The sequence below is a fragment of the Kosakonia sp. genome, from assembly GCF_032104925.1.
Taxonomy (GTDB): domain Bacteria; phylum Pseudomonadota; class Gammaproteobacteria; order Enterobacterales; family Enterobacteriaceae; genus Kosakonia.
The window spans coordinates 91,182-112,955 of the sequence record NZ_DAMCGF010000008.1 but is presented as its reverse complement, the minus strand read 5'-3'; the positions used below and the strand labels follow the sequence as shown (position 1 = coordinate 112,955).

8 protein-coding genes are annotated in these 21,774 nt (G+C 56.0%); 7 read left to right on the top strand and 1 reads right to left on the bottom strand.

What is annotated here, in order from left to right; genetic code table 11:
* Window positions 1–6: 6 nt before the first annotated feature.
* The 7 genes from RT644_RS16750 to RT644_RS16720 all read left to right on the top strand — a co-directional run bounded on the left by RT644_RS16750 (window position 7) and on the right by RT644_RS16720 (window position 20,977).
* Window positions 7–1,560, top strand: a complete 1,554-nt coding sequence (locus tag RT644_RS16750; RefSeq protein ID WP_313627326.1) for a hypothetical protein — start codon at window positions 7–9, stop codon at window positions 1,558–1,560.
* Window positions 1,557–1,685 carry a hypothetical protein gene (locus RT644_RS16745; protein ID WP_020456137.1) on the top strand — a complete coding sequence of 43 codons (129 nt, stop codon included), beginning with the start codon at window positions 1,557–1,559 and terminating at the stop codon, window positions 1,683–1,685. Before RT644_RS16750 ends, RT644_RS16745 begins: the two co-directional genes overlap by 4 nt.
* 10 nt (window positions 1,686–1,695) lie before the next feature.
* Complete coding sequence (locus RT644_RS16740) at window positions 1,696–5,838, top strand: RHS repeat-associated core domain-containing protein (RefSeq protein ID WP_313627325.1); 4,143 nt, start codon at window positions 1,696–1,698, stop codon at window positions 5,836–5,838.
* The gene (locus RT644_RS16735; RefSeq protein WP_020456139.1) at window positions 5,835–6,260 is read left to right on the top strand and encodes an immunity 26/phosphotriesterase HocA family protein; all 426 of its coding nucleotides are present in this window, start codon (window positions 5,835–5,837) and stop codon (window positions 6,258–6,260) included. Before RT644_RS16740 ends, RT644_RS16735 begins: the two co-directional genes overlap by 4 nt.
* A 1,061-nt stretch (window positions 6,261–7,321) precedes the next feature.
* Window positions 7,322–14,872, top strand: coding sequence for a neuraminidase-like domain-containing protein (locus RT644_RS16730; RefSeq protein WP_313627324.1), 7,551 nt, complete (start codon window positions 7,322–7,324; stop codon window positions 14,870–14,872).
* Between the two features lie 51 nt (window positions 14,873–14,923).
* Window positions 14,924–20,410 (top strand): SpvB/TcaC N-terminal domain-containing protein, encoded by a 5,487-nt coding sequence (locus RT644_RS16725; RefSeq protein WP_313627323.1) that lies wholly within the window; start codon window positions 14,924–14,926, stop codon window positions 20,408–20,410.
* A 219-nt stretch (window positions 20,411–20,629) separates the two neighbouring features.
* On the top strand, window positions 20,630–20,977 hold the full coding sequence (locus tag RT644_RS16720) for a cupin domain-containing protein (RefSeq protein WP_160271341.1): 348 nt from the start codon (window positions 20,630–20,632) through the stop codon (window positions 20,975–20,977).
* Window positions 20,978–21,000: 23 nt separating this feature from the next.
* On the opposite strand, the gene RT644_RS16715 is transcribed toward RT644_RS16720, so the two are convergent.
* Entirely contained in the window at window positions 21,001–21,768 is a 768-nt protein-coding gene (locus RT644_RS16715; RefSeq protein WP_313627322.1) for an inositol monophosphatase, read from the bottom strand.
* Window positions 21,769–21,774 lie beyond the last annotated feature (6 nt).

Below are 21,774 nucleotides of genomic sequence, written 5' to 3'. Positions count from 1 at the left end.
CACGGAATGCGCGCGGCAAAGAATCCCACAGAGAAAGTGATGAGCGAGCTGGAGCTAAGCTGGCTGGACGCCAGCGAGAACGCTGCGCGTACCCGCCTGTTTATCTGGCGCGTTCCGGCGGGCGGCGAATCGCTGCTGGATGCCTTTATCGCCCTGCAACAGCACGCGGAAGGCCGCACACTGCCGGATCTGTTTCTTGGGCTGAATACCCCCTTCGAAACCGGTTATGGCTATAGCGACGCGCTGGGGCGGGAGTTTGTCGAGCAGTACGAAGCCACGGAAAATGCCGCCGCCTGGAACGCGGAACCCTGGCTGCCCTGTTACTCCCCGGCGCAACTGAACTGCTTATTACAGAGTTTCGCACAGGCTTTTGCAGACGATCTCCGTTACCTGGTACTGGTGCTTAAACCCGCCGGTGTCAGCGACGAAAGCGCCCTGGCGCGCTGGTTGACAGGCTGGCTGGAGCAGGATGCGAGTGCCCCGCGTGTGCTGTTGATTGATACGCTGGAACAACCGATCTGGCAGCCGTTATATGAGGCGCATCCGCGCGAGGTGCAGTTGATTGTCGATGAAGTCGATGGCATGCGGGTGATGCACCAGACCGCGCAGCAGCAGACGGATACCGATGCCGACCGGTTGCTGTTTCGCCGCTACCTTGCTGACGCGATGCTGCTGCTGGAAAAAGGCAGTGCCGCACAAGTCGCCGCACGCGGCGAGCTGGCGCTGGGCATTGCGCAGCGGCGCGGCTGGACGGATCAACAAGCGATGATGCACAACCTGATGGCCGGTGGCTGGCTAAAAGGCGGCGACCATGCGCAGGCCGTCACCCACTACCGGCAGGCACAAACCCTCTCTGGTGATATCCCTGATCCGGCGCTGAAAGGGCTGTTACGCACGCAAAGCACCTTCGGTGAAGCGGGCGCCTGGTTTGCGAAAAAAGATCACCTGCAAGCGGCGAAAGGCTATCGCCAGGCGGCGCTGGAAGCACAGGCCATTCCCCATCCGGTATTTGAGATGGAAGGCTGGCGGATGTCCGGGTTTTGCCTCTGGCTTGCCGGTCACCGACCGACGGCGATGGAGGAGTATGCGCGCGCCGTACAGGCGGCGGAAAGCGTGGCGCTGCCCGAACGCAGCCAGACCACGCTGCCGCTGGTGTTTCAGGATTTACTCCGTATGCACGATAAGCGCCGCACCGAGGCGCTCGAAGCTTGCGCCGCGCGCTGGCAACGTGAAAAACAGCGGCTGATCCAGCAGGCGGAAGCGGCGCTGCCTAGTGAGCCGACCGTTGCGCAGGTTAAGCAGGCTGAAAGCCGCTTGCAGTTACAACTTGAGGCCATGTTTACCGTGATCCGCGAGGAGCGGGAAAATCTGATCCGTCGCGGCGATGACAGTTTTCGCCGCGTTATCCGGCTGGCGCGGGAGAAATTACACCCGCACTGGAACGGCCTGCCGGAGATTGCTCACCCCTTTGATGCGCCCCCTGGCGAGTGGCAAAACCTGCCCGACTGGGGCAACCATGACGCATCGTTATCTGACACTGCAGGAAGCAACCCGCTATGAAAAATCGCATCATTATTATTGTTGTCGTCACGCTGCTCGCGCTGCTGTTTTTAAGCCTTTCCGATAGCGAGCTGGCGACAGAGGTTCGAACGTTCTTACGCGCGTTACTGCGCGCCATGTTCTGAGGCCAGACTTATGCACTCCGGCGCGCACTTCGATCCGCAGCTCGGGCTGGATATTCATACCTACCCGTGGCCGCTGCCAACGCCGCATATCGGCATTGTTTTTGACGTGTTCGATTACCTGCCGCTGATTGGCACCACGGTGCACGTCAACAGCATTAAGCGTGCGAGTGCAGGAACGGGCGGCATCGCCGTGCATATTCCGGTCGGCGGCGTATGGGTGCCGCCGCTACGCGCGCCGGGCGGGCCGCAAATTGAAGACGAGCTGTTTATGGGCAGCAAAACCGTCTCGGTGGACGGCGAACCCTTCTCGCGCATCGGCATGCCGGTGTTGAGCTGCAATATTATTGGTCTGGTGCCGCCGTTTCGCCTCAAGCGCGCCACCAAGCCAAAACCGCTCTCTCTCACGCTCCCGCTCACCTTTAACCTCGCCATTCCCAATAACGTGGTAGTGGGCGGCCCGCCGACCATCAACCTGATGGCGTTGCTGATGCGCGCCGGGTTAAGCGGGCTGGGTAAAGGCTTCAAGAAACTGAAGAAAACGCCGCAGTGGCGGCTGTTTATGCGCCGCTTTCGTAAGCTGCGGCAAAAGCTGTTTCGCAATATGGACTCCGGCTTCCTCAAGTGCCGCGTGTTGCGCGCCGAACCGGTGGATATTCGCGACGGCAGCGTCAGCCTGGAACAGCAGGATTTCCTGTTAGCGGGTCGTCTGCCGCTGGCGTGGGCGCGGACCTATTCGTCGGCAGATGTTGAGGTCGAAGGGGGGTGCGGCTTTGGCTGGTCAACCCCGGCAGATATCCGCCTCGATGTGCTGGCAGAAGAGGGCGTCGCGCTGCTGACGCAGCCGGAAGGGATGACATTATTTGCTGCGTTGCCGCAAAGCGACGGGCGCGAACATGCCATTCACGGTTTGCCGGAGGGCAGCCGCCTGTGGCGGGAAACCCGTGATGGCGAGGTGGTGTGGCGGGTGGATCAGGAAAGCGGCCCGCTGCTGCACTTTAGCGGCAAACAGGGCGCCCTGCCGATTTCCGATATTGTCGATCGTAGCGGTAATGGCTGGAAATTCGAGCGTGAAGAGGGCGAGTTACGGAAAATTCGCGAGTACACCCACGCGGGAATGACCGGGCGCGAAATCCTCGTCACACAGGAGCGAAACCGTCTGCATTCTCTGCGTCTGCATAATGCGCTGGACGGAGAGATAACGCCGCTTACCCGCTACGAATATGACACCCACGGCCAGTTGAGCGCGGAGATCGATGCGCTGTCCCATCCGCGCCGTTTTGCGTATCAGCAGCGTCGTATGGTCAGCCATGTTGACCGCAACGGGCAGGGGTTTCACTACCAGTACAACGAGGCCTGGCAGGTTATCCACGCCTGGGGTGATGGCGGGGTGTGGGATTATCACTTTGCGTACCACGCGCTGCTCAACGAAGTGGAAGTGACCGACTCGCAGGGTGCTGTTTCGCGTATCACCTTTGATGAAAATGGCCTGCCCGTCTCGGAAATCGATCCGTTGGGTGGCAACACCGTGTTCCGCTATGACGATTTTGGCCGCACGGTGGAAGTGACAGAGCCGGACGGCAGTACGCACCGCTGGGAGTATGACGAACAGGGGCGCATGATTGTTGAACAGATGCCCGATGGTTGCGTGATTCAGGCGGTTTATGACGATGACGGGCAATTACTGGCGCTTACCGATGAGAAAGGCGCGGTCTGGCGCTCGGAATACAGTGAGGCCGGTAATCTTACCCGCGAAATCGATCCCACCGGCGTCACCACAAGTTATCAGTACGACGCGTTTGGGCAGCTTTGTGCGGCGCATGTGCCCGGTGTTTCGCCCACGCGCTACCAGTATGATCGTTATGGCTTTCCGCAGCGGATTGAACAGGCTGGCGCGGGCGCGATACAGCTTCGCCACGCGGCCCGTGGAACGCTGCTGGAGCGTATTGACGAAAGCGGGGGGATAACCCGTTTTCACTGGGACAGCAAAGACCGTCTGGTGGCAACCACCGATCCGGCAGGCGGGGAAATACGTGTTGTCTACGATCGAGAAGATGACCCGGTCAGTTACACCGATGAGCAGGGGCGCACTACGCAGCTTCGCTATAACGGCAGCGGCATGCTGACGGCCTGCGAAACCCCGGACGGCGCGACGCTGCGCTTTCTCTATGATGCGGAAGATCGCCTGGTGACGGTGGTGAATCAAAATGGCCAACGCTGGCAACTGACGCGCGATGCGCTCGGGCGGGTGACACAAGAGCATGATTATTGGGGGCAGGTGACGCGTTACGGTTGGGATAAGGCCAGCCGGTTGATAAGTCGTGAAGATCCGCTGGGTCGCGAAGTGCGCTACGGCTATGACAAAAGGGGACGGCTGACGGAGCGGCGCAGCGGCGACACGTTACAAGTTAAATACCATTACGATCCCTGCGGGCGGATGGTGCTGTGTGAAAACCCGTGGCGGCGGCTGAGCTGGCGCTATGACGATGCCGGGCGTGTCCTGCTGGAAGAGCAGGATGGGTTTCAACTGCGCTACGGTTACAACGAACGCGGTGTGTTGATCACACGTGAAAGCGACAGTGGTCACCAGGTGCGTTATCACCTCGATGAGCATGAACGGTTCAGCCAGATACAGCTTAACAACGATGCGCCTATTCTGTTCACCTACGACGAGGCCGGGCGATGCGTGAGCGAACAGCTCTCCGCCGATGTCCTGCGTACCTTTACTTTCGACAGACTGGGGCGGCTCAGTACCCAGCAGGTGCTGCAACACGATTTACCATTGTTTGCCAGCGGGTTTGCTTACGATCGCGCCGGGAATCTGACGTTACGGGAAGATAGCCTGTGGGGCAGCGATCGCTACAGCTACGATCCGGTGGGACGGTTGACGGCGCATACGACACCCGATGGCGCACTGCGACAATTTGTGCAGGATGCCGCCGGTAATCAATTGCAGACGCAAACGCGCGAGGTGAATGACAGCGCGGGCGGTTGGTTTCGCGAAGGCATTCACCACGGTGTGCGCTATGTGTTTGACCGCGCCGGTGAGCTACGCCAGCGGCGGGATAGCCAGTGCGAAGGCGAAAAAGAGGATTTTGTCTGGGATGACAATCGCCAGTTGGTCGCCGTGCGTAAAGGCGACAGCCTGGTGCGCTATGGCTATGACGGCCTGGGTCGACGGGTATTCAAGCAGACGGCGAGCGAAACCCGCTGGTTTTACTGGCAGGATGATGTGCTGGCGGGTGAAACGGTCACCAGGTTACAGGAACCGCTGGCCGCGCTGAGTATTTTCGATACCGGCGGCAGGTTAAAACGGCAGAAAGCACAGGCTAACCTGTTCAGTGAGATGCGGGAATATATCTACTACCCGGACAGTTTCTGGCCGCTGGCGTTACTGACGCAAGAAGAGGGTGAAAAGCAGAGCTGGCACTACCACTGCGATCCCAACGGTGCGCCGGTAAGATTGACCTCGCCACAGGGAGAGATTGTCTGGTCGGAGAAAAGCGGCATCTGGGGCGAGAAAGGAGAGGTTTACGCCAGCCTCATCGACAATCCGCTGCGTTTTCAGGGGCAGTATTATGACGCGGAAACCGGGCTGCACTATAACCGCTATCGCTATTATGACCCGAACATTGCGGCCTATATCAGCCAGGATCCCGTGGGGATGGTGGCGGGGGTTAGCGTATACCAATATGCGCCAAATCCACTGGCCTGGAGCGATCCGCTCGGCTTGCAGCGCTGCCTGGGGCTGCCGTCTACGCGCCCGCCCGGTGGCTCGAAGAAGAAGTACAACCGCGCCAAAGGGCAAGGGTTATATATTCTGCACGAGAATGGCAAAATCCGTTATGTTGGGCGCGGTGATGCACCTACCCGTTTAAACGCCCATGCGAAAACGCCGGGTAAATCGCATCTGGAACAGCTGATCATTTTTGACAACAACTTAACCAAAGCTGAAGCTAAATTTCTGGAAGAAAAACTGATTGGTATGCATGGTGGCGCTAAGTCTATGAATCCATTAACGAATTTATTGAATGATATCCGGTCTTACCGCCCCGGAAATAAAAACGCACCCACCTATAAAATCGCTGGCGATAGCTCAGCATGGGGTAAAGAAATCTTACAAGACGCGCTGTCTATCATAAGGGGTAGCATATGAGTCAAAAGTACCAGGAAGGTGATATCTTTCTGATCCCAACTGCCGATGGTCGGTTTGCCGTGTGTCAGATCGTCTGTGCCTTAAAAGGGCGCTTTAAAAAGGCTTTCGCATTTGGCGTGCTGAGCATTCAGGCTGATAAAACCATTCCGCAACACGATGAGTTTCTGAAGTTTAAAAACTCAAGAGGCATGACCAATGTGATCTTTGCGGCGGTTGATAGCCTCAAAAGTGGTGAGTGGGAAATCATTGGTCATATCCCGCTGACGGAGTGGAAAAACGAGCTGAAAATATTCCATAGCGCCGGGCATTTGTACAATGGCGATGAGTACGTCAGAGTGCTTGATAAGAGCGAATACAAGCAATTCAATGTAATGGGCGTTGCCGGTAACGAGCTGGTACAGCAATATCTGGCGCAACATTGATGCATAAAGAAGTGAAGACGTTGCGCTTCACTTCTTGTTAATACTTTTACCTTACCAGGCATGTCTTATATCTAATTATTAATTAAACATCCCCTCCGTAATTTTTTACCGCGAGTACAGCGTCTTATATTGGTTAAGACCCATAATTCTGTTTTTGTATATTGTCGCTAAGGGAAAATAAAGAGGTTGGTCTGTCGTCGATTTATTATAGGCAAAGTTACAAAATTGGCGGTTATTTATATTAAAAGCCAGTAATGATTTTAATGAGTTTAAAAAATGACAAGTATTATATATCACCAAAGCGAGTGAGGAATGATATCGTTTAAACATCAGTAAATTAGCCTGTTCAATGCTGAGTTCGACCAAAAAAGAAGATTATCGCCTTTTGATTTCTATCCGATAAAAAGCACTTCTCGCACACTTTAAATGAGAGTAATCAGTATGTTGCTAAAGAACCCCTTTATGGGGAAGAATATATTCCCTTGCAGGCGACTATCTTTGTCAATAACGACTCGCTTTAAAAAATATATTTACGCACGAAAAGATCATGATAATTCCTGGTTTTATCTTTTTACGTGATTAATCTTATTTTTTTTACGATGAACTTATGAATTATCCTAGGTAATTATGCAACGTTAAAATCCACATCCGGTTTCTGGCGGATTTTTGTTTGATATATCCAGGATAAAGTTCTGAAAGATTATTTTAATTTTATAAAATCTCTTTTATATCTCTTTGAATTCCCCCCGTTTATGGCTGTTATTCCGCTTTTAGCCAATGATCAACCTTCGCTGGAGCGATATAAAATGATCTCCTACGCTGTATTTCAACTTCCTTTTATCGGGCTGCTTATCTGCTCGCATGATGGCGAGGTCATTTAACGCTTACTGAAGAAATAGCGGTAATAAACGCGGCTGATCCTGTCCAGGAGAGCTGGTGGACAGTTTTTTGCTGATGGAAACAGGCAACCATGAATAAATGGTGGCCCCGCTACCTGCACGTTAAAAAGCTCTTCTGTCACATACAACCTTCCCTATTTAAAAAAGTTGAGGGGATACCTTATGTACGACTCTTATTACGATACCAAAACGATACTGGACAAAATCAGCCTTGCCCGCACCCGCGGGACAGACGACGGCGGCGTGGTCACCCAAAGCAGTGAACTGGATGAAAACAGCCAGCTCGCCTCACTGATGCCCAACTCCTTTGCCGAAATCTGGGCCAGCTATCAGGATGTGTTAACGCTCGGCGAGGCGGAGTACCTCAGCCAGGCGATCAGCGACGCGCAGAAAAAAAACACCGAAACCGAAGTGCGCACCTTCAGCCGGGCCAACCCGCAACTGGCGCAGGCGGTCAGCCTGGGGATCAGCCAGAACCGTAACACGCGGGATTACAACTCTGCGTTCGGCAACCGGGCGCAAATGTACGTTTCGCCGGGTTCGGTGGCATCGATGTTCTCGCCTGCCGGTTACCTGACCGAGCTCTACCGTGAAGCCCGCGACCTGCATACCACCGGCCACGCGCGCCATCTGGACAGCCGCCGCCCGGATCTGGCTCACCTGGCGCTGAGCCAGGACAATATGGACGCGGAAGTCACCACGCTCTCCATCGCCAACGATATTGTGCTGAACGCCATTGCCAGCCGGGAAGGGACGGACGGCGACGCGGTAATGGCAAAACTCGCCGCCTGGCGCTTCTCCGGCAACACGCCGTACCACCTGCCATATGAAAGCGCGCGCCTGGCGGTACTGCTGCAGGATCCGATGCTGAACGCGCTGACGGATAGCCCGGCGATTGCGCAGCAGGTGGATCTCAACTCGCTGCTGGCGATCATGGCGGACGTGTCGCCGGAGCTGTTCCGCATCCTGACCGAGGAGATCAGCACCGGTAGTGCTGCCGATCTGTACAGCAAAAACTTCGGCACGATCACCACCGACACGCTGATGAACACCTATATGCTGGCCGGGTATTACGATGTGAGTGCTGAAGATCTGACGGCCTTAACCAGCCTGCTGACGCACCACGATTTTTCCGAGCCGGTGCCGTATTACGTCAACAATATGCTGACCACGATGGTGACGACAGATGACAATTCTACGGGGGAAATCATTCAGCTTGTCAGCCGCGGAACACACGTCCATTTCAATTATTTTGAGCTGCTGCCCCAGGAAGGCGATAATTATCTGCTGAATTTTAATTTTAAATTTGTCTGGGAACCTACAGATGAAATGTTGATTGGTTCAAATGGCTCCGGGTCTTCTGATTTATATCGTGAAAAAATAAACCCGCAGGCAAATCAACATTACAGTGTACCGGTGACTATTCCGGCAGACAGATTAGCCAATGAAGTCATTATTTATATCACCCGAATTGATAATGAAACGAATACATCCAGTTATGATTCTGTAGGTTTCCGGCTCTACACCCTGTCATCAGAGCAGTACCTGCTCTACCTGAACAAAATCATCCGCCTGTACAAGGCCTGTCGCCTGACGGCGGAGCAGATGTACCTGCTGATTTACAACCACCCCGGCACGGAGCCGTTTGCGACCGGTATGCTGGGGCTGAGCTTCCTCAGCTATTACTACCTTCAGCGCTACAGCCTGCGCTTTGAGGATGCGCTGGTACTGGCCGGGGGGCGCATCAGCGCCGTCGGGGTGAAAGGGCAGGACAGCTACTTCACCACGCTGTTCAACACCCCGCCGCTCAGTAACCGGTCCTTCAGCGCCGACGGCGCGCCGGTGGACTGGGATTCACAGGACGCGGACCACCTGTTCCGCGCCAGCGTCATCAAGCGCGGTTTTCACACCAGCGGTGCCGACCTGAAGGTGCTGTGGCAGCTTGCGGCGGGGGAAAACACGGCGTTCACCGCCACGGCGGATAACCTGGCGCTGCTCTACCGCACGCAGCTGCTGGCGGAGGTTCACCACCTTTCTGCGTCTGAGCTGGCCCTGCTGCTGGCGGTATCGCCGTGGCAGGACGTGCCGCTGTCATCGCTGGACACCGCCGGTTTCGCGGCGGCGGTGAACTTTGTCTACAGCACCACCCGCTGGCTGAAACAGCTGGGCTGGACGGTGGGTGACCTGTACCTGATGACCACCACTGACTACAGCCCGGTGCTGACCCCGGAAATCAGCAGCCTGGTGGCCTCCCTGCGCGGGGCGGTGGGTCAGGCGGACGCCGACACGCCGGCGCTAATCCGTGACATCGCGCCGGTGATAGCCGCCGCCGGGCAACTGAACCAGTCCGGCAGGGCGGAGAGCATTCTGCGCTGGCTGGATATGCGGAAACCGGGCGGCACGGACGTGAAAACGTTTATCGCGCTGGTGCTGAAGGACACCCGCAGTGAGGCGGAGACGGCGCAACTGGTGGCGTTCAGCCAGGCGCTGGCGCAGCTGGCGCTGCTGGTGCGCAAAACAGACATCAGTGACTACCTGTTATCGATGCTGATAAGCGACCCGTCGCGGTTTGCCGGCGGGGTGAGCGTCATTCCGCTGGATATTGAGTCGCTGCGCCTGCTGGGGCGGATGAACCGGCGCATCCTGCAGACCGGGGATTACGCGCAGCAGGTGCTGGCGGCGCTGGAGGCGGGGACGCTGACCACCGCGCTGCTGGCACAGGCGCTGGGGGCGACGCCGCAGTCGGTGGAGCAGGCGCTGGCGCTGGCGGACAGCGGGGCGGGCGGAATTATCCGTTCGCTGAAAACGCTGGACGTGACGCTGCAGTGGCTGGACTTCTCGGCAGTGCTGAACTGCACGCCGGCGGCGGTGGCGGCAGTGGTGGCGCAGAAGTACACGAACACCGGGATGGATACGCCGCAGGCGTATAGCAACTGGCTGGCGGTGAGTGACCTGCTGCAGGCGGGGCTGAGCGCGGAGCATACGGCGACGCTGCACCGGCAACTGGACGAACTGACCAGCGCGGCGCTGAGCAGCTATTACATCCAGACGGCCGGTCAGTCGGAAGTGAACAACCGCGAGCAGCTGTACGCGTGGCTGCTGATCGACGGGCAGGTCTCGTCGCAGGTGACCACCACACGGGTGGCGGAAGCGATCGCCAGCATCCAGTTGTATGTCAACCGCTGCCAGAATGCTCAGGAGGCAGAGGTGCAGCGGGCGGTGCTGACACGGCAGTTCTTCACCGACTGGGACCGGTATAACAAGCGCTACAGCACCTGGGCGGGGGTGTCGGAACTGGTGTATTACCCGGAAAACTATATCGATCCGACGGTGCGCACCGGGCAGACCAGCATGATGGACAATATGCTGGCGACCATCGGGCAGAGTGAGCTGAGTGCGGACTCGGTGGGGGACGCGTTCCGGGGGTACATGACGCAGTTTGAGAAGGTGGCGAACCTGGAGGTGGTGAGCGCCTACCACGACAACGCCAGCATGGAGGAGGGGAGAACCTGGTTTCTTGGCCGGGCCAGCGCCGAAGGGGAGAAATACTACTGGCGCACGCTGCAGCAGAGCATGCTGACGGACGGGAAATACCCGGCGACGGCGTGGAGCGAGTGGCGGGAGATTGGCACCGGTATCGCGGCGTACAACAATATGGTGCATCCGGTGGTGTTCAATGACCGGCTGTATGTGGTGTGGGTGACGGAGCAGCCAACGGCGACGGACAACAGTGGCACGGTGACGGAGACTTCAGATCACTTTCTCAGCTTCTCGTACCTGCGTCATGACGGCACCTGGAGCACGCCGCTGAACAGTAAGCTGTCGGATTACCTGCCTTCCGGGGATATCAGCGAGTTGTCAACAAAACATCTCTATTGTTCGAATACGAATAAGGACAACGCACAGATTGCTGTGGTGTTTTATACACCAGGTGCCAACGAATCGGTGAATCAGAATATTACGGTATCCGGGTTAACCATCTCTGCAGAGCATAAACTGGCGATTATGGCAGATGTGAAATACTACCACGGCTATATCTGGCGGGAATATGATACTCAGAGTGAAAAACGGGTTAATTTTTTAATTGTACCCGCATTAACGTATAAAGCCGGAGCACTGAATTATGAGTGGGGTTATGAAAACCTGGCCATAATGCGTAACGGCAGTTACTGGGTTAGATACCTCACGTTAGATGAGGATGGTGATTATTTTACGCTTGGGTACACCGTGAATGTTTCTTATTCCTTTGGCGGTGATGATAGAGGTACCTTTGGCAATAATAGACGGGAGTGGACTAATTTAATTAAGTTAGTGCAGGGGGTGGGGCACAAATATGTAATTTACAGAAAGCCACTTTTATATAATTACCAAGGATATAACGGTGAGGGGATTGTTATCGGTGCGCTTGAACAGTCCAATAATTTTGGGCCGAATTACTTACTGCATACCAATAGCCCAACCTATGCTTTTTCTATTGCCCTGAAAGGTGGCGGTTGGATTGGCCATGAAAGGTTATATCAATATGGCGGCCCGGCTGACTATTGGGTTATAAAAGGCTCAGAAAGTGATATGAATAATATAGAATATATAGCTGATGGTGTTTATGGCCTATATGTCATAAGTGCTTTTAGCGATCCTATTTATTATTCCACCGTGGTTAATCCTGGTGATGTTGGCTATAGAGTAACAAGCCCCAGCGGACATTCTGCTTACAGCAATGGCAGTGCAGGAATGGCCACGCCAGACTGGGATACCACTTATACTTTTAATAATTATACCACCTTCAATCTATCTGAATTTAAGAACGGAAGAATGGATCTGGTTATTCGCTTTCATGCAAACAATGCGCTGGGGCAATCACTGGGTGCTCAAACCGCCACCCTGACAATTTATCAGGGGACAGAATCACGGAAAATGTCATTTCTGCGTACCGCTACCGGCGTGCAATATCTGCAACGTGGCTCTTACCGGGTACGTATTAACACGCTGTTTGCCCGCCAGCTGGTGGCCCGTGCGAATCTGGGGCTGGACGCCGTGCTTTCTATGGAAACCCAGTTGCTGCAGGAGCCGAAACTGGGGAAAGGGTTTTACGTTAATTTTGTGCTGCCGCCCTACGATGCCAACGTGCATGGCAACAGCCGGGCATTTACCCTTCGTCTGATTAATGTCACGGATACTGAAACGAAGTTCTCCCTTTATGGGGGGATGTTTACTGACAATGCGCAGACAGTAAGGATTTTTGTGCCGCTGGAGGATTATATACTCAGCGTCATCGGTATCCTCGCTCAGGTTTTCCTTGTCACCGAGAAACTGCCTCTTGCCAGCGCCAATGGTTCCTGGAGAGGCGCTCACTTTGTCTATACCGACTCCACCAATAGCATCGTAACGATCGATAGCCGTTCTGATATCAGTATGTTCCAGAGCGTGACTATTCTGGAGGATGAAACCGAACCGATGGATTTCACCGGTGCCAACGCCCTCTATTTCTGGGAGATGTTCTTCTACGTGCCGTCGATGGTGTTCCAGCGCCTGCTGCAGGAGAGCAAGTTCGAGGAGGCCACCACCTGGATGAAGTATATCTGGAACCCGGCTGGCTATTACGGCAGCAATGGTGCGCCAGCGCCGTGGTCGTGGAACGTGCGCCCGCTGGAAGAGGACACCTCGTGGAACCCGGACCCGCTGGATTCGGTTGACCCGGACGCGGTGGCCCAGTCCGACCCGATGCACTACAAGGTCGCCACCTTTATGCGCGTGCTGGATCTGCTCATCGCGCGCGGTGACGCCGCCTTCCGGTTGCTGGAGCGCGACACGCTGAACGAAGCCAAAATGTGGTACGTGCAGGCGCTGAACCTGCTGGGACAAGAACCGTATGACTCGCTGGTCTACGGCCAGGGAAGCTGGTCCAGCCCGGTGCTGGGCGCGGCGGCGAGCCAGACGCTACAGCAGGCTTACCAGTTGCAGCTGCTCAGGGCCCGTGCTGAAACAGTACCGGCTGTGGAAACGCGGACGGCGAACTCGCTGCTGGGGCTGTTCTACCCGCAGTTTAACAGCAAGCTGAGCGGCTACTGGCAGACGCTGCGCCAGCGGCTCTACAACCTGCGGCATAACCTGTCGATTGACGGCCAGGCGCTGTACCTGCCGGTATACGCGGCACCGGCCAGCCCGTCGGCGCTGCTGAGCGCGGCGGTGATGTCAGCCAGCGGGGGCGATTCGCTGCCGGCGGTTCCGCTGCCGCTGCTGCGCTTCCCGACGCTGCTGGAGAGTGCGCGCGGGGTGGTGAGCCAGCTTATCCAGTTCGGTAACACGATGCAGGCCATCACCGAACGCCAGGACGCGGAAGCGCTCTCCGTGCTGCTGCAGAACCAGGGGCTGGCGCTGCTGGGCCAGAGCATTCAGGTGCAGGAGCATGCGCTGACGGAGCTGGATGCCGACAGGGAAGCGCTGCTGGTGAGCCGCGCCGCCGCCGAGCAGCGGCGCAACAGCTACCGGCAACTGTATGACGAAAACGTCAATGCTGGTGAAAACCTGGCCATGGATCTTCAGCTCTCCTCCTCTGTCACGGCGGAAGGGGCCAACGCCCTGCATATGGGGGCCGCAGCGCTGGATATGGTGCCCAACATCTACGGTCTCGCGGTAGGGGGGAGTCGTTATGGCGCGATACTGTCAGCGGTGGGGATCGGGGTTCAGATCGCTTCCGACGCACAGCGCATCGCCGCCGATAAAATCACCCAGTCGGAAATCTACCGCCGCCGTCGCCAGGAGTGGGAGATCCAGCGCAATAACGCGGAGTCGGAGATCAAACTGGCGGACGCGCAGCTGGCGTCGCTGAGTGTCCGGCGCGAGGGCCTGGCGCTGCAGAAAGCACAGGTGGAAACGCAACTGGCGCAGACGCAGGCGCAGCTTGATTACCTGAAGGGCAAGTTCACCGGGCAGGCGCTGTACAGCTGGCTGCGCGGTACGCTGTCATCGATTTACTACCAGTTCTATGACGCGGCGCTGACGCGCTGCCTGCTGGCACAGCGGGCGTGGCAACTGCACTTTGCCGATGAGGCGACGACCTTTATCAAACCGGGGGCGTGGCAGGGAAGCTGGATGGGCTTTATGGCCGGGGAGACGCTGATGCTGGAGCTGGAGCGGATGTCGCAGGCGTGGATCGAGCAGGATGCGCGGATGCTGGAGGTGAACAAAACCGTCTCGCTGGCAGATTTTTACAGCGGGAGGGCTGGCGGGTCGTTCATCCTCACCGATCAGGCACCATCCCTGATCATCAACGGGGCGGGCAGTGTAGGTAGCGGGGGTAACACACTGTCGATAGCCGACGGGCAGTTGAAAGCCAGCGTCAGGCTCGCCGATCTGAGCATTCTTGATGATTACCCCGCCGGGCTTGGCGCGCGGCGGCGTATCAAACAGATAAGCGTCACGCTGGCACTGCCCGTGGGACCCTATGAGGATGTTCAGGCTGTGCTGAGTTATGGCGGCAGCGTGGTGTTACCGCAGGGGTGCAAGGCTGTAGTGGTCTCGCACGGCATGAACGACAGCGGTCAGTTCCAGCTTGATTTTAATGATGGTCGCTGGCTGCCGTTTGAAGGGATCCCGGTGGATGACAGCGGCACGCTGACCCTCAGCTTCCCGGATATCAGCGGGGAACAAAAGGAACTTCTGCTTGGCCTGGCGGATATCGTTCTGCATATCCGTTACACCATTACCGGCTAAATCGATGTTTTTATTTCAGGCTCCCTGCGGGGAGCCTGTGGGAGCGCAGCCATGCAAAACACAGATATTGTCAGGCCTGAAACCCTGTCGTTGCCAAAAGGTGGCGGCGCGATTTCTGGTGTAAAAGGTGATGTGGCGGGAGCCGGTCCGGATGGCGCAAATTCTCTGACGCTACCGCTACCCATTAATGCCGGGAGAGGGTATGCGCCTTCGCTGGCGCTGAGCTATTACAGCCGCTCTGGCAATGGTCCCTTCGGTATGGGATGGAACGTTGATGCACCCGCCATTCGTCGTCGCACGAAAAAAGGGGTGCCAACTTATAACGATACAGATGAGTTTCTGGGGCCAAATGGCGAAGTCATTGTGCCGTTTCTCGCTGATGACGGTACGGCGAGCACCCGCACTGCCAGTTCACTGCTTGGCGTCGATCTCGGCAGCGGCTTTACCGTTCACCGTTATCGTTACCGCGTGGAGAGCGATTTTAGTCGGTTTGAATATTGGGTCGAAAGCGGATCTGCCGCGCGTGATTTTTGGCTCCTCTACACGCCCGATGGCCAGGTGTATCTCTATGGCAATACCGCTCAGGCTCGCGTTAGTCATCCCGAAGCCGCAGAGAAGGCGGGTATCTGGCTGCTGGAATCATCCGTTTCGGCAACCGGGGAACAGATCTACTGGCTGTATCGCAGTGAAGATAATACGGGGTGTACCGGACCTGAAATCACCGCGCATCCGAATGCCACTGCGCAACGCTATCTCGCGGCCGTCTACTATGGCAACCGTGTTGCCGGGCGCGTATTACCCGGATTGACGACTGAACCCGCGCTTACGGACTGGTTGTTTATGGTGGTGTTTGATTATGGCGAGCGTAACGTGGATATGTATATGGTGCCGGATTGGGTCACGCCAGGCACTGGCGACTGGGCTTGCCGCCAGGATTGTTTCTCCAGTTGGGAGTATGGTTTTGAAATCCGTACTCGCCGTCTCTGCCGCCAGGTATTGAGTTATCACTTTACCGACACATTAGGCGGCAGCACCGCCGAAAGCCTGCCTCAACTGGTTTCCCGCCTCCTGTTGCGCTATGAAGCATCACTGATAGTCACGACGCTCGTGAGCGTCTTGCAGTCAGGTTTGAATGCCAATGGTACGTTCAGCTTCTTACCTGAGGTGCAGTTTGGCTGGAGTAAATTTGTGAATGACGGGTATTCCATGGAGTGGGACATCACATGGCAAGAACGTGAAGACCTGGGAAATTTGAATAGCCGCCAGCCCTATCAGATGGTTGATCTCAATGGCGAGGGGATTGCCGGCATTTTGTATCAGGATAGCGGGGCGTGGTGGTATCGCGCGCCCATTCGTCAGCAAGGCAGTGATGCCAATGCTGTCACCTGGGATAAGCCTGAGCGGTTATCGACCATTCCCGCGCTCCGCGATGGCGGTGTTCTGGCGGATCTGAATGGCGATGGCTATATGGAGTGGGTCGTCACTTCGGCGGGCGTCAACGGTTACTACGGACGCACGCCGGAACGGGGATGGCTCAATTTCACCCCGCTTTCGGCCTACCCGGTGGAGTACCTTCACCCGCGCAGCCTGCTGGTGGATATCACCGGCGCGGGGCTGGCGGATTTGGCGCTTATCGGCCCGAAAAGCGTGCGGCTTTATGCCGGAACCGGTGATGGCTGGGAAAAAGCGCAGGATGTGTTGCAACCAACCGGCGTCCAACTGCCAGTTCCCGGGACTAATGAACGGGTTCTGGTGGCGTTCAGCGATATGGCCGGCAGCGGGCAGCAGCATCTGGTCGAGATAAAAGAAACCAGCTTTCGTTACTGGCCCAATTTAGGCAATGGGCAGTTTGGCGCACCGGTGACGATGGAGGGATGGTGGATGGGGGTACAGTTTATTCCCTCGAATATTTTTCTGGCCGATGTTGATGGCTCCGGCACGACAGATGTAATCATTGCCGTTAAAGAATATCTCATCATCTTAATCAATCAGTCCGGGAACAGCTTTGCATTGCCTTTTCAGTTCAAACTGCCGGATGGGGTGCATTTCGATAACACCTGCGAATTGCACGTCGCGGATATTCAGGGCATGGGTATCGCCAGCCTGATACTGACCGTTCCTCACCCGAAACCGCGGCACTATGTGTGTAATATCACCTCGGTAAAACCCTGGTTGTTGAACAAAATGAAAAACATTATTGGGGCGCAGCATGATTTCACCTACCGCAGTTCAACCCAGTTCTGGCTGGATGAGAAACACGAGGCAGCGGCGGCAGGAGAACCCGTTCCGGCCAGCTATTTGCCGTTTCCACTTCATCTGCTTGCCCGCACTGACGTAACAGACCTCTTCACCGGAAATAAACTGGTCAGCACGGCGCGTTATCGTTCCGGCGCGTGGGATGGTAAAGAGCGTGAGTTCCGGGGTTTTGGCTATGTCGAAATACAGGACACCGATACACGGACCAGCCAGGGAACCACGACGGAAATTAGCCAGCCGTCTTTGACGCGTAACTGGTTTGCCACCGGTCTGGCGGCCATTGATGATCGTATGCCGCAAGCGTGGTGGTCCGGCGATAGTGGCGCGTTTAAGCACTATTCCACCCGTTATACCCGGGGTTTTGGCAATAATGAGCAGGTTTATACCCCGGATGAGAACGAGGCTTTCTGGTTACGCCGCGCCACGAAAGGCATGCTGTTGCGCAGCGAGTTGTATGGCCTTGATGACAGTGCTTCGCAACCCATTCCGTATCAGGTGAGTGAATCGCGCCCGCAGGTTCGCCTGGTGGTGGCAGCGGGCGAGGCCCGTTATCCGGTGGTCTTGCCGATAAACGCCGAAACGCGATCTTATGTCTATGAACGGGTAAGCAACGATCCACAGTGTAGCCAGCAAGTCACCCTTTGTAGCGATCAGTATGGTCAGCCGCTTTATGTCATGACGCTCAATTATCCGCGCCGCGCCAAACCGGCAACCAGCCCCTACCCGTATACGCTACCGGATACGTTGTTTGATTCCAGCTACGACGACCAACAGCAGCAGTTGGTGGTGACCCGCCAGGAAAACCACTGGTACAGCATTGATGATATGGCCGCCGGGAGATGGGTTAACGGCCTGGAGGATGCGATAAGGAGCGATGTTTATCTCTACTCCACCGCCCCGGAAACGGGGTTAACGCTCGAAGATCTGAGTATTTCCGGCGCGCCGCTAGGGGCGCCAGCCAGACAGGCTTTTGCCGGCTGGCATCAACCCTGGTATCTGGACGGCAATAACAATCCCACTTCCGAGCTGCCAGCCTTCCCTCCGCGTGTCGGATTGATCGAAACGGCGGTGCTGGACGCTGAAATGGTGGCGACGCTGAGAGAGGATCTGACTGACAGTGTGCTTAGCGACGCAGGGTACATTTGGCTTTCGTTTCTCAACGCGTGGGTGGTGCGGCGTAACCTCACCACCTACGGCCCGGCAGAGCATTTCTGGTTGCCGCAGACGGTGCGGGATTCGGCGCTGACCGGCGCGATTACCCTGACCCGCGATGCTTACGACTGTGTGGTGACCAAAGTGGTGGATGCCGCGGGGCTTACGACGCAGGCCGAATATGACTGGCGGTTTTTAACGCCGGTCAAACTTACCGATGTGAACAATAACATCCATCAAGTCACGCTGGATGGGCTGGGACGCGTGAACAGCCAGCGCTTTAGCGGCACCGAGAACGGTGTGGAGGCGGGTTACAGCGATACCGACTTCTCCCCACCGAACGATATTAATGAAGCCCTGGCGCTGCAACCACCGTTACCGGTGGCGCAGTGTCTGGTTTATTCAAGCCCAGGGAGCAGTAGCCTCCAACAACAACCCTCCCATGTGCTGGTGCTGACAACCGATCGTTATGATCGAGGGGAAGGCAGCGAGGAACAACAGATCCGCCAGACGGTGGTCTTCAGCGATGGCTTCGGTCGTGAATTGCAAACCTCGGTTCGCTTTGAAGCGGGCGAGGCCTGGCAGCGCGCGGGCGATGGAACGCTGATTACTGAAATGGCGCAGACCAGCAACCGCTGGGCGGTAAGTGGCCGCACGGAGTATGACAACAAAGGCCAGGCCATTCGCACCTATCAACCCTATTTTCTGAATAGCTGGCAGTGGGTGAAAGACGACAGCGCGCGAGAAGATCTCTATGCGGACTCGCATTACTACGATCCACTTGGGCGAGAAAGGGAAGTGTTCACCGCCAAAGGCTACCTGCGGCGCACGCTTTACACGCCGTGGTTTGTGGTGAGTGAAGATGAAAATGACTTAGCGGGTAGTACCCATACTGGATTAAGCCCGACGTTATCAAAAATAATAGCTGTGCCGGGAAATATTCTGGCTGATGGCATGGAAACTGCAGAGATCACCCTCACACTGAAGGATGATCGTGGTGGAGCAGCGCGGCGTCAGCCAGTGAGATTTACCAGCAGTGTGATGGGTTCTGCGTTTGATAGCGTGACAGATAATGATGACGGGACTTACTCCGTATTGCTGCACAGTAAAGTTGCCGGGAAGACGGAGGTGGGGGTAACAGTGAATGGTTCCACTTTTGCCATAACCCCGGTGATGGTGACTCTCGAAGCGACAGCGTCTTCAACTACGCCAAGCATCGCCCTGTCATCGTTGACCGCATCCCCAACCAATATTATTGCAAATAATAAAGATTGGTCGACCCTTACCTTTACATTGAAGGATCAAAACGGAGAGCCGATGTCAGGATGCCCTGTGGCCTTCAGCAGCAGTTTGCCAGGGGTTACGCTTAGTGACGCAACAGATAACCATGACGGGACTTATGTCGCGACGCTGCGCTGTACGACTACCGGGAGCAGTTCGATAACAGTCGTTTTGAACGGGACGGTTTTTGCAGTAGCACCTGTAACCGTCGTATTCAGGGACGTGCTCCCTCCAGCCACGCCAGACCTCATATTATCAACATTTACGGTGTCAGCAGACAATATTCCTGCAAATGATATCGATGCGTCGACCATTACGCTTACATTGCAGGATCAGGCAAGGGAGCCAGTGACAGGATGCGCTGTGACATTCAGTAGTAGTTTGTCAGGTGTTACGCTGAGTAGCGTAGTGGATAACGATGATGGGACTTACGTCGCGACGCTGCGCAGCCCTATCACCGGGAACACATCAATAACGGTCAGCGTGAACGGGGCGGTTTTTGACGTCGCACCTGTAACGGTTATCTTCAGGGATGTGCTCCCTCCCGGCACGCCAGACCCAGTATTATCAACGTTTACTATATCGCCAGATACAATTCCCGCAAACGGCACGGACCAAGCGACCGTTACGCTCACATTGAAAGATCAACATGGCGCGCCTGTTATCGGTAAATGGGTGATGTTTAGATGGACTTTGAACAATACAACGATTGGTACTGTGGATTACGATACTGGGATATACCGAGGGACCTGGGACAGCACTGAACCTGGAATCGCTGTGATAAGAGCAACAGTAAACGGTTACGATTTTGTAATAGAGCCTGTCACACTTACGGTTACGCCGGTGTAACTTTTACCCTTCAGTAAACAGCTCAAATGAGCTGTTTACTGCTCTCGCGGCAATGTTGTAAGAGATATAAATCAGCTCAACTGGGAGAATTTGCTCTCTGCGTGGTGAACTCCCTTTCGCTTATCATGTGTCATGTGTCATGTGTCATGTGGTCTTCAGCACTTAACTCACCTTCGCAATCCGCCATGCTGAGGCACATGACCAAATGGAGCGCCAGCGATGCTGACCAACCTGTTACATGACCTCCCCGCGAGCACGAATGACGCGGAGACGTTTGACGATCTGCTTTCGCGAAAAGATCTGAAAATTGAGCGCATCGTCTCTACCGGTCAGGCCAGCCCGCCTGATTTCTGGTACTGCCAGCCGCAAAGCGAGTGGGTATTGATTCTTCAGGGCGCCGCCGGTTTGCAACTTGAAGACGAAGCGCAAGAGCGGGTGTTGCAGGTGGGAGATTTCGTCAATATCCCCGCGCAATGCCGCCATCGGGTGAACTGGACACAGGCTGAACCGCCGACCATCTGGCTGGCGGTTCACTACGAATACCCAGAAGAAGAACGGCCCGAATGAGCCGTTTTCCCTGGAAAGCGGGTTTAACCATTTGGCAGTAAAATCGGTTGCAGGCGCTGCCACACGTGCGGCGTTGCCGCCCAGGCGTTATTGCCCTGCGTCAGACCATTATTGGCAAGAAAATCGTTATGCATGCCGCCCGCTTCTTTAATAATCACCAGCCCCGCCAGCGCATCCCAGCTGTGCAGGTGCGCTTCGAAATAACCATGCACCTGGCCGGCGGCTACGTGCGCCAGCATTAACGCGCCCGCACCAAAGCGGCGGTGTTCCACGCCGTGTTCAAACAGGGTTTCGATGGTTTGCGTATATTCGCGTGGCGGCCTGCGGCTGGAGCGGCCAATGCCGAGCACTACCGCGTCGGCGTCTGGTTCGCTCAGACTCAGACGTTTACCGTTTAAGAACGCGCCTTTGCCGCTTTCAGCGAAGAAAAACTCGTCGCGATCCGGGGCGTAAATCACCCCAAGTTGGATGGTATCATTGCGCACGTAAGCAACCGAAATGCACCAGTAATCCATGCCGAGAATAAAGTTGGTGGTGCCATCAATCGGGTCGATAACCCATACGCCATCGCTGCCTGGCTCCAGCCCGCGCTCTTCGCCGAGCAGACCATCCTGCGGGCGTTCAGCTTTCAGCCAGGCGCGCAGTTCGGTTTCGACATACACATCCGCCTGGGAGACAAAATCCTGACGACCTTTCTGTTCAATGGTCAGCCCGTTATCACGAAGCTGTTTCGCCTGCTGACCGAGACGACGAATCAGTGCGCACAGCGCCTGGGTAAACTCTTCTCTCATATCTGA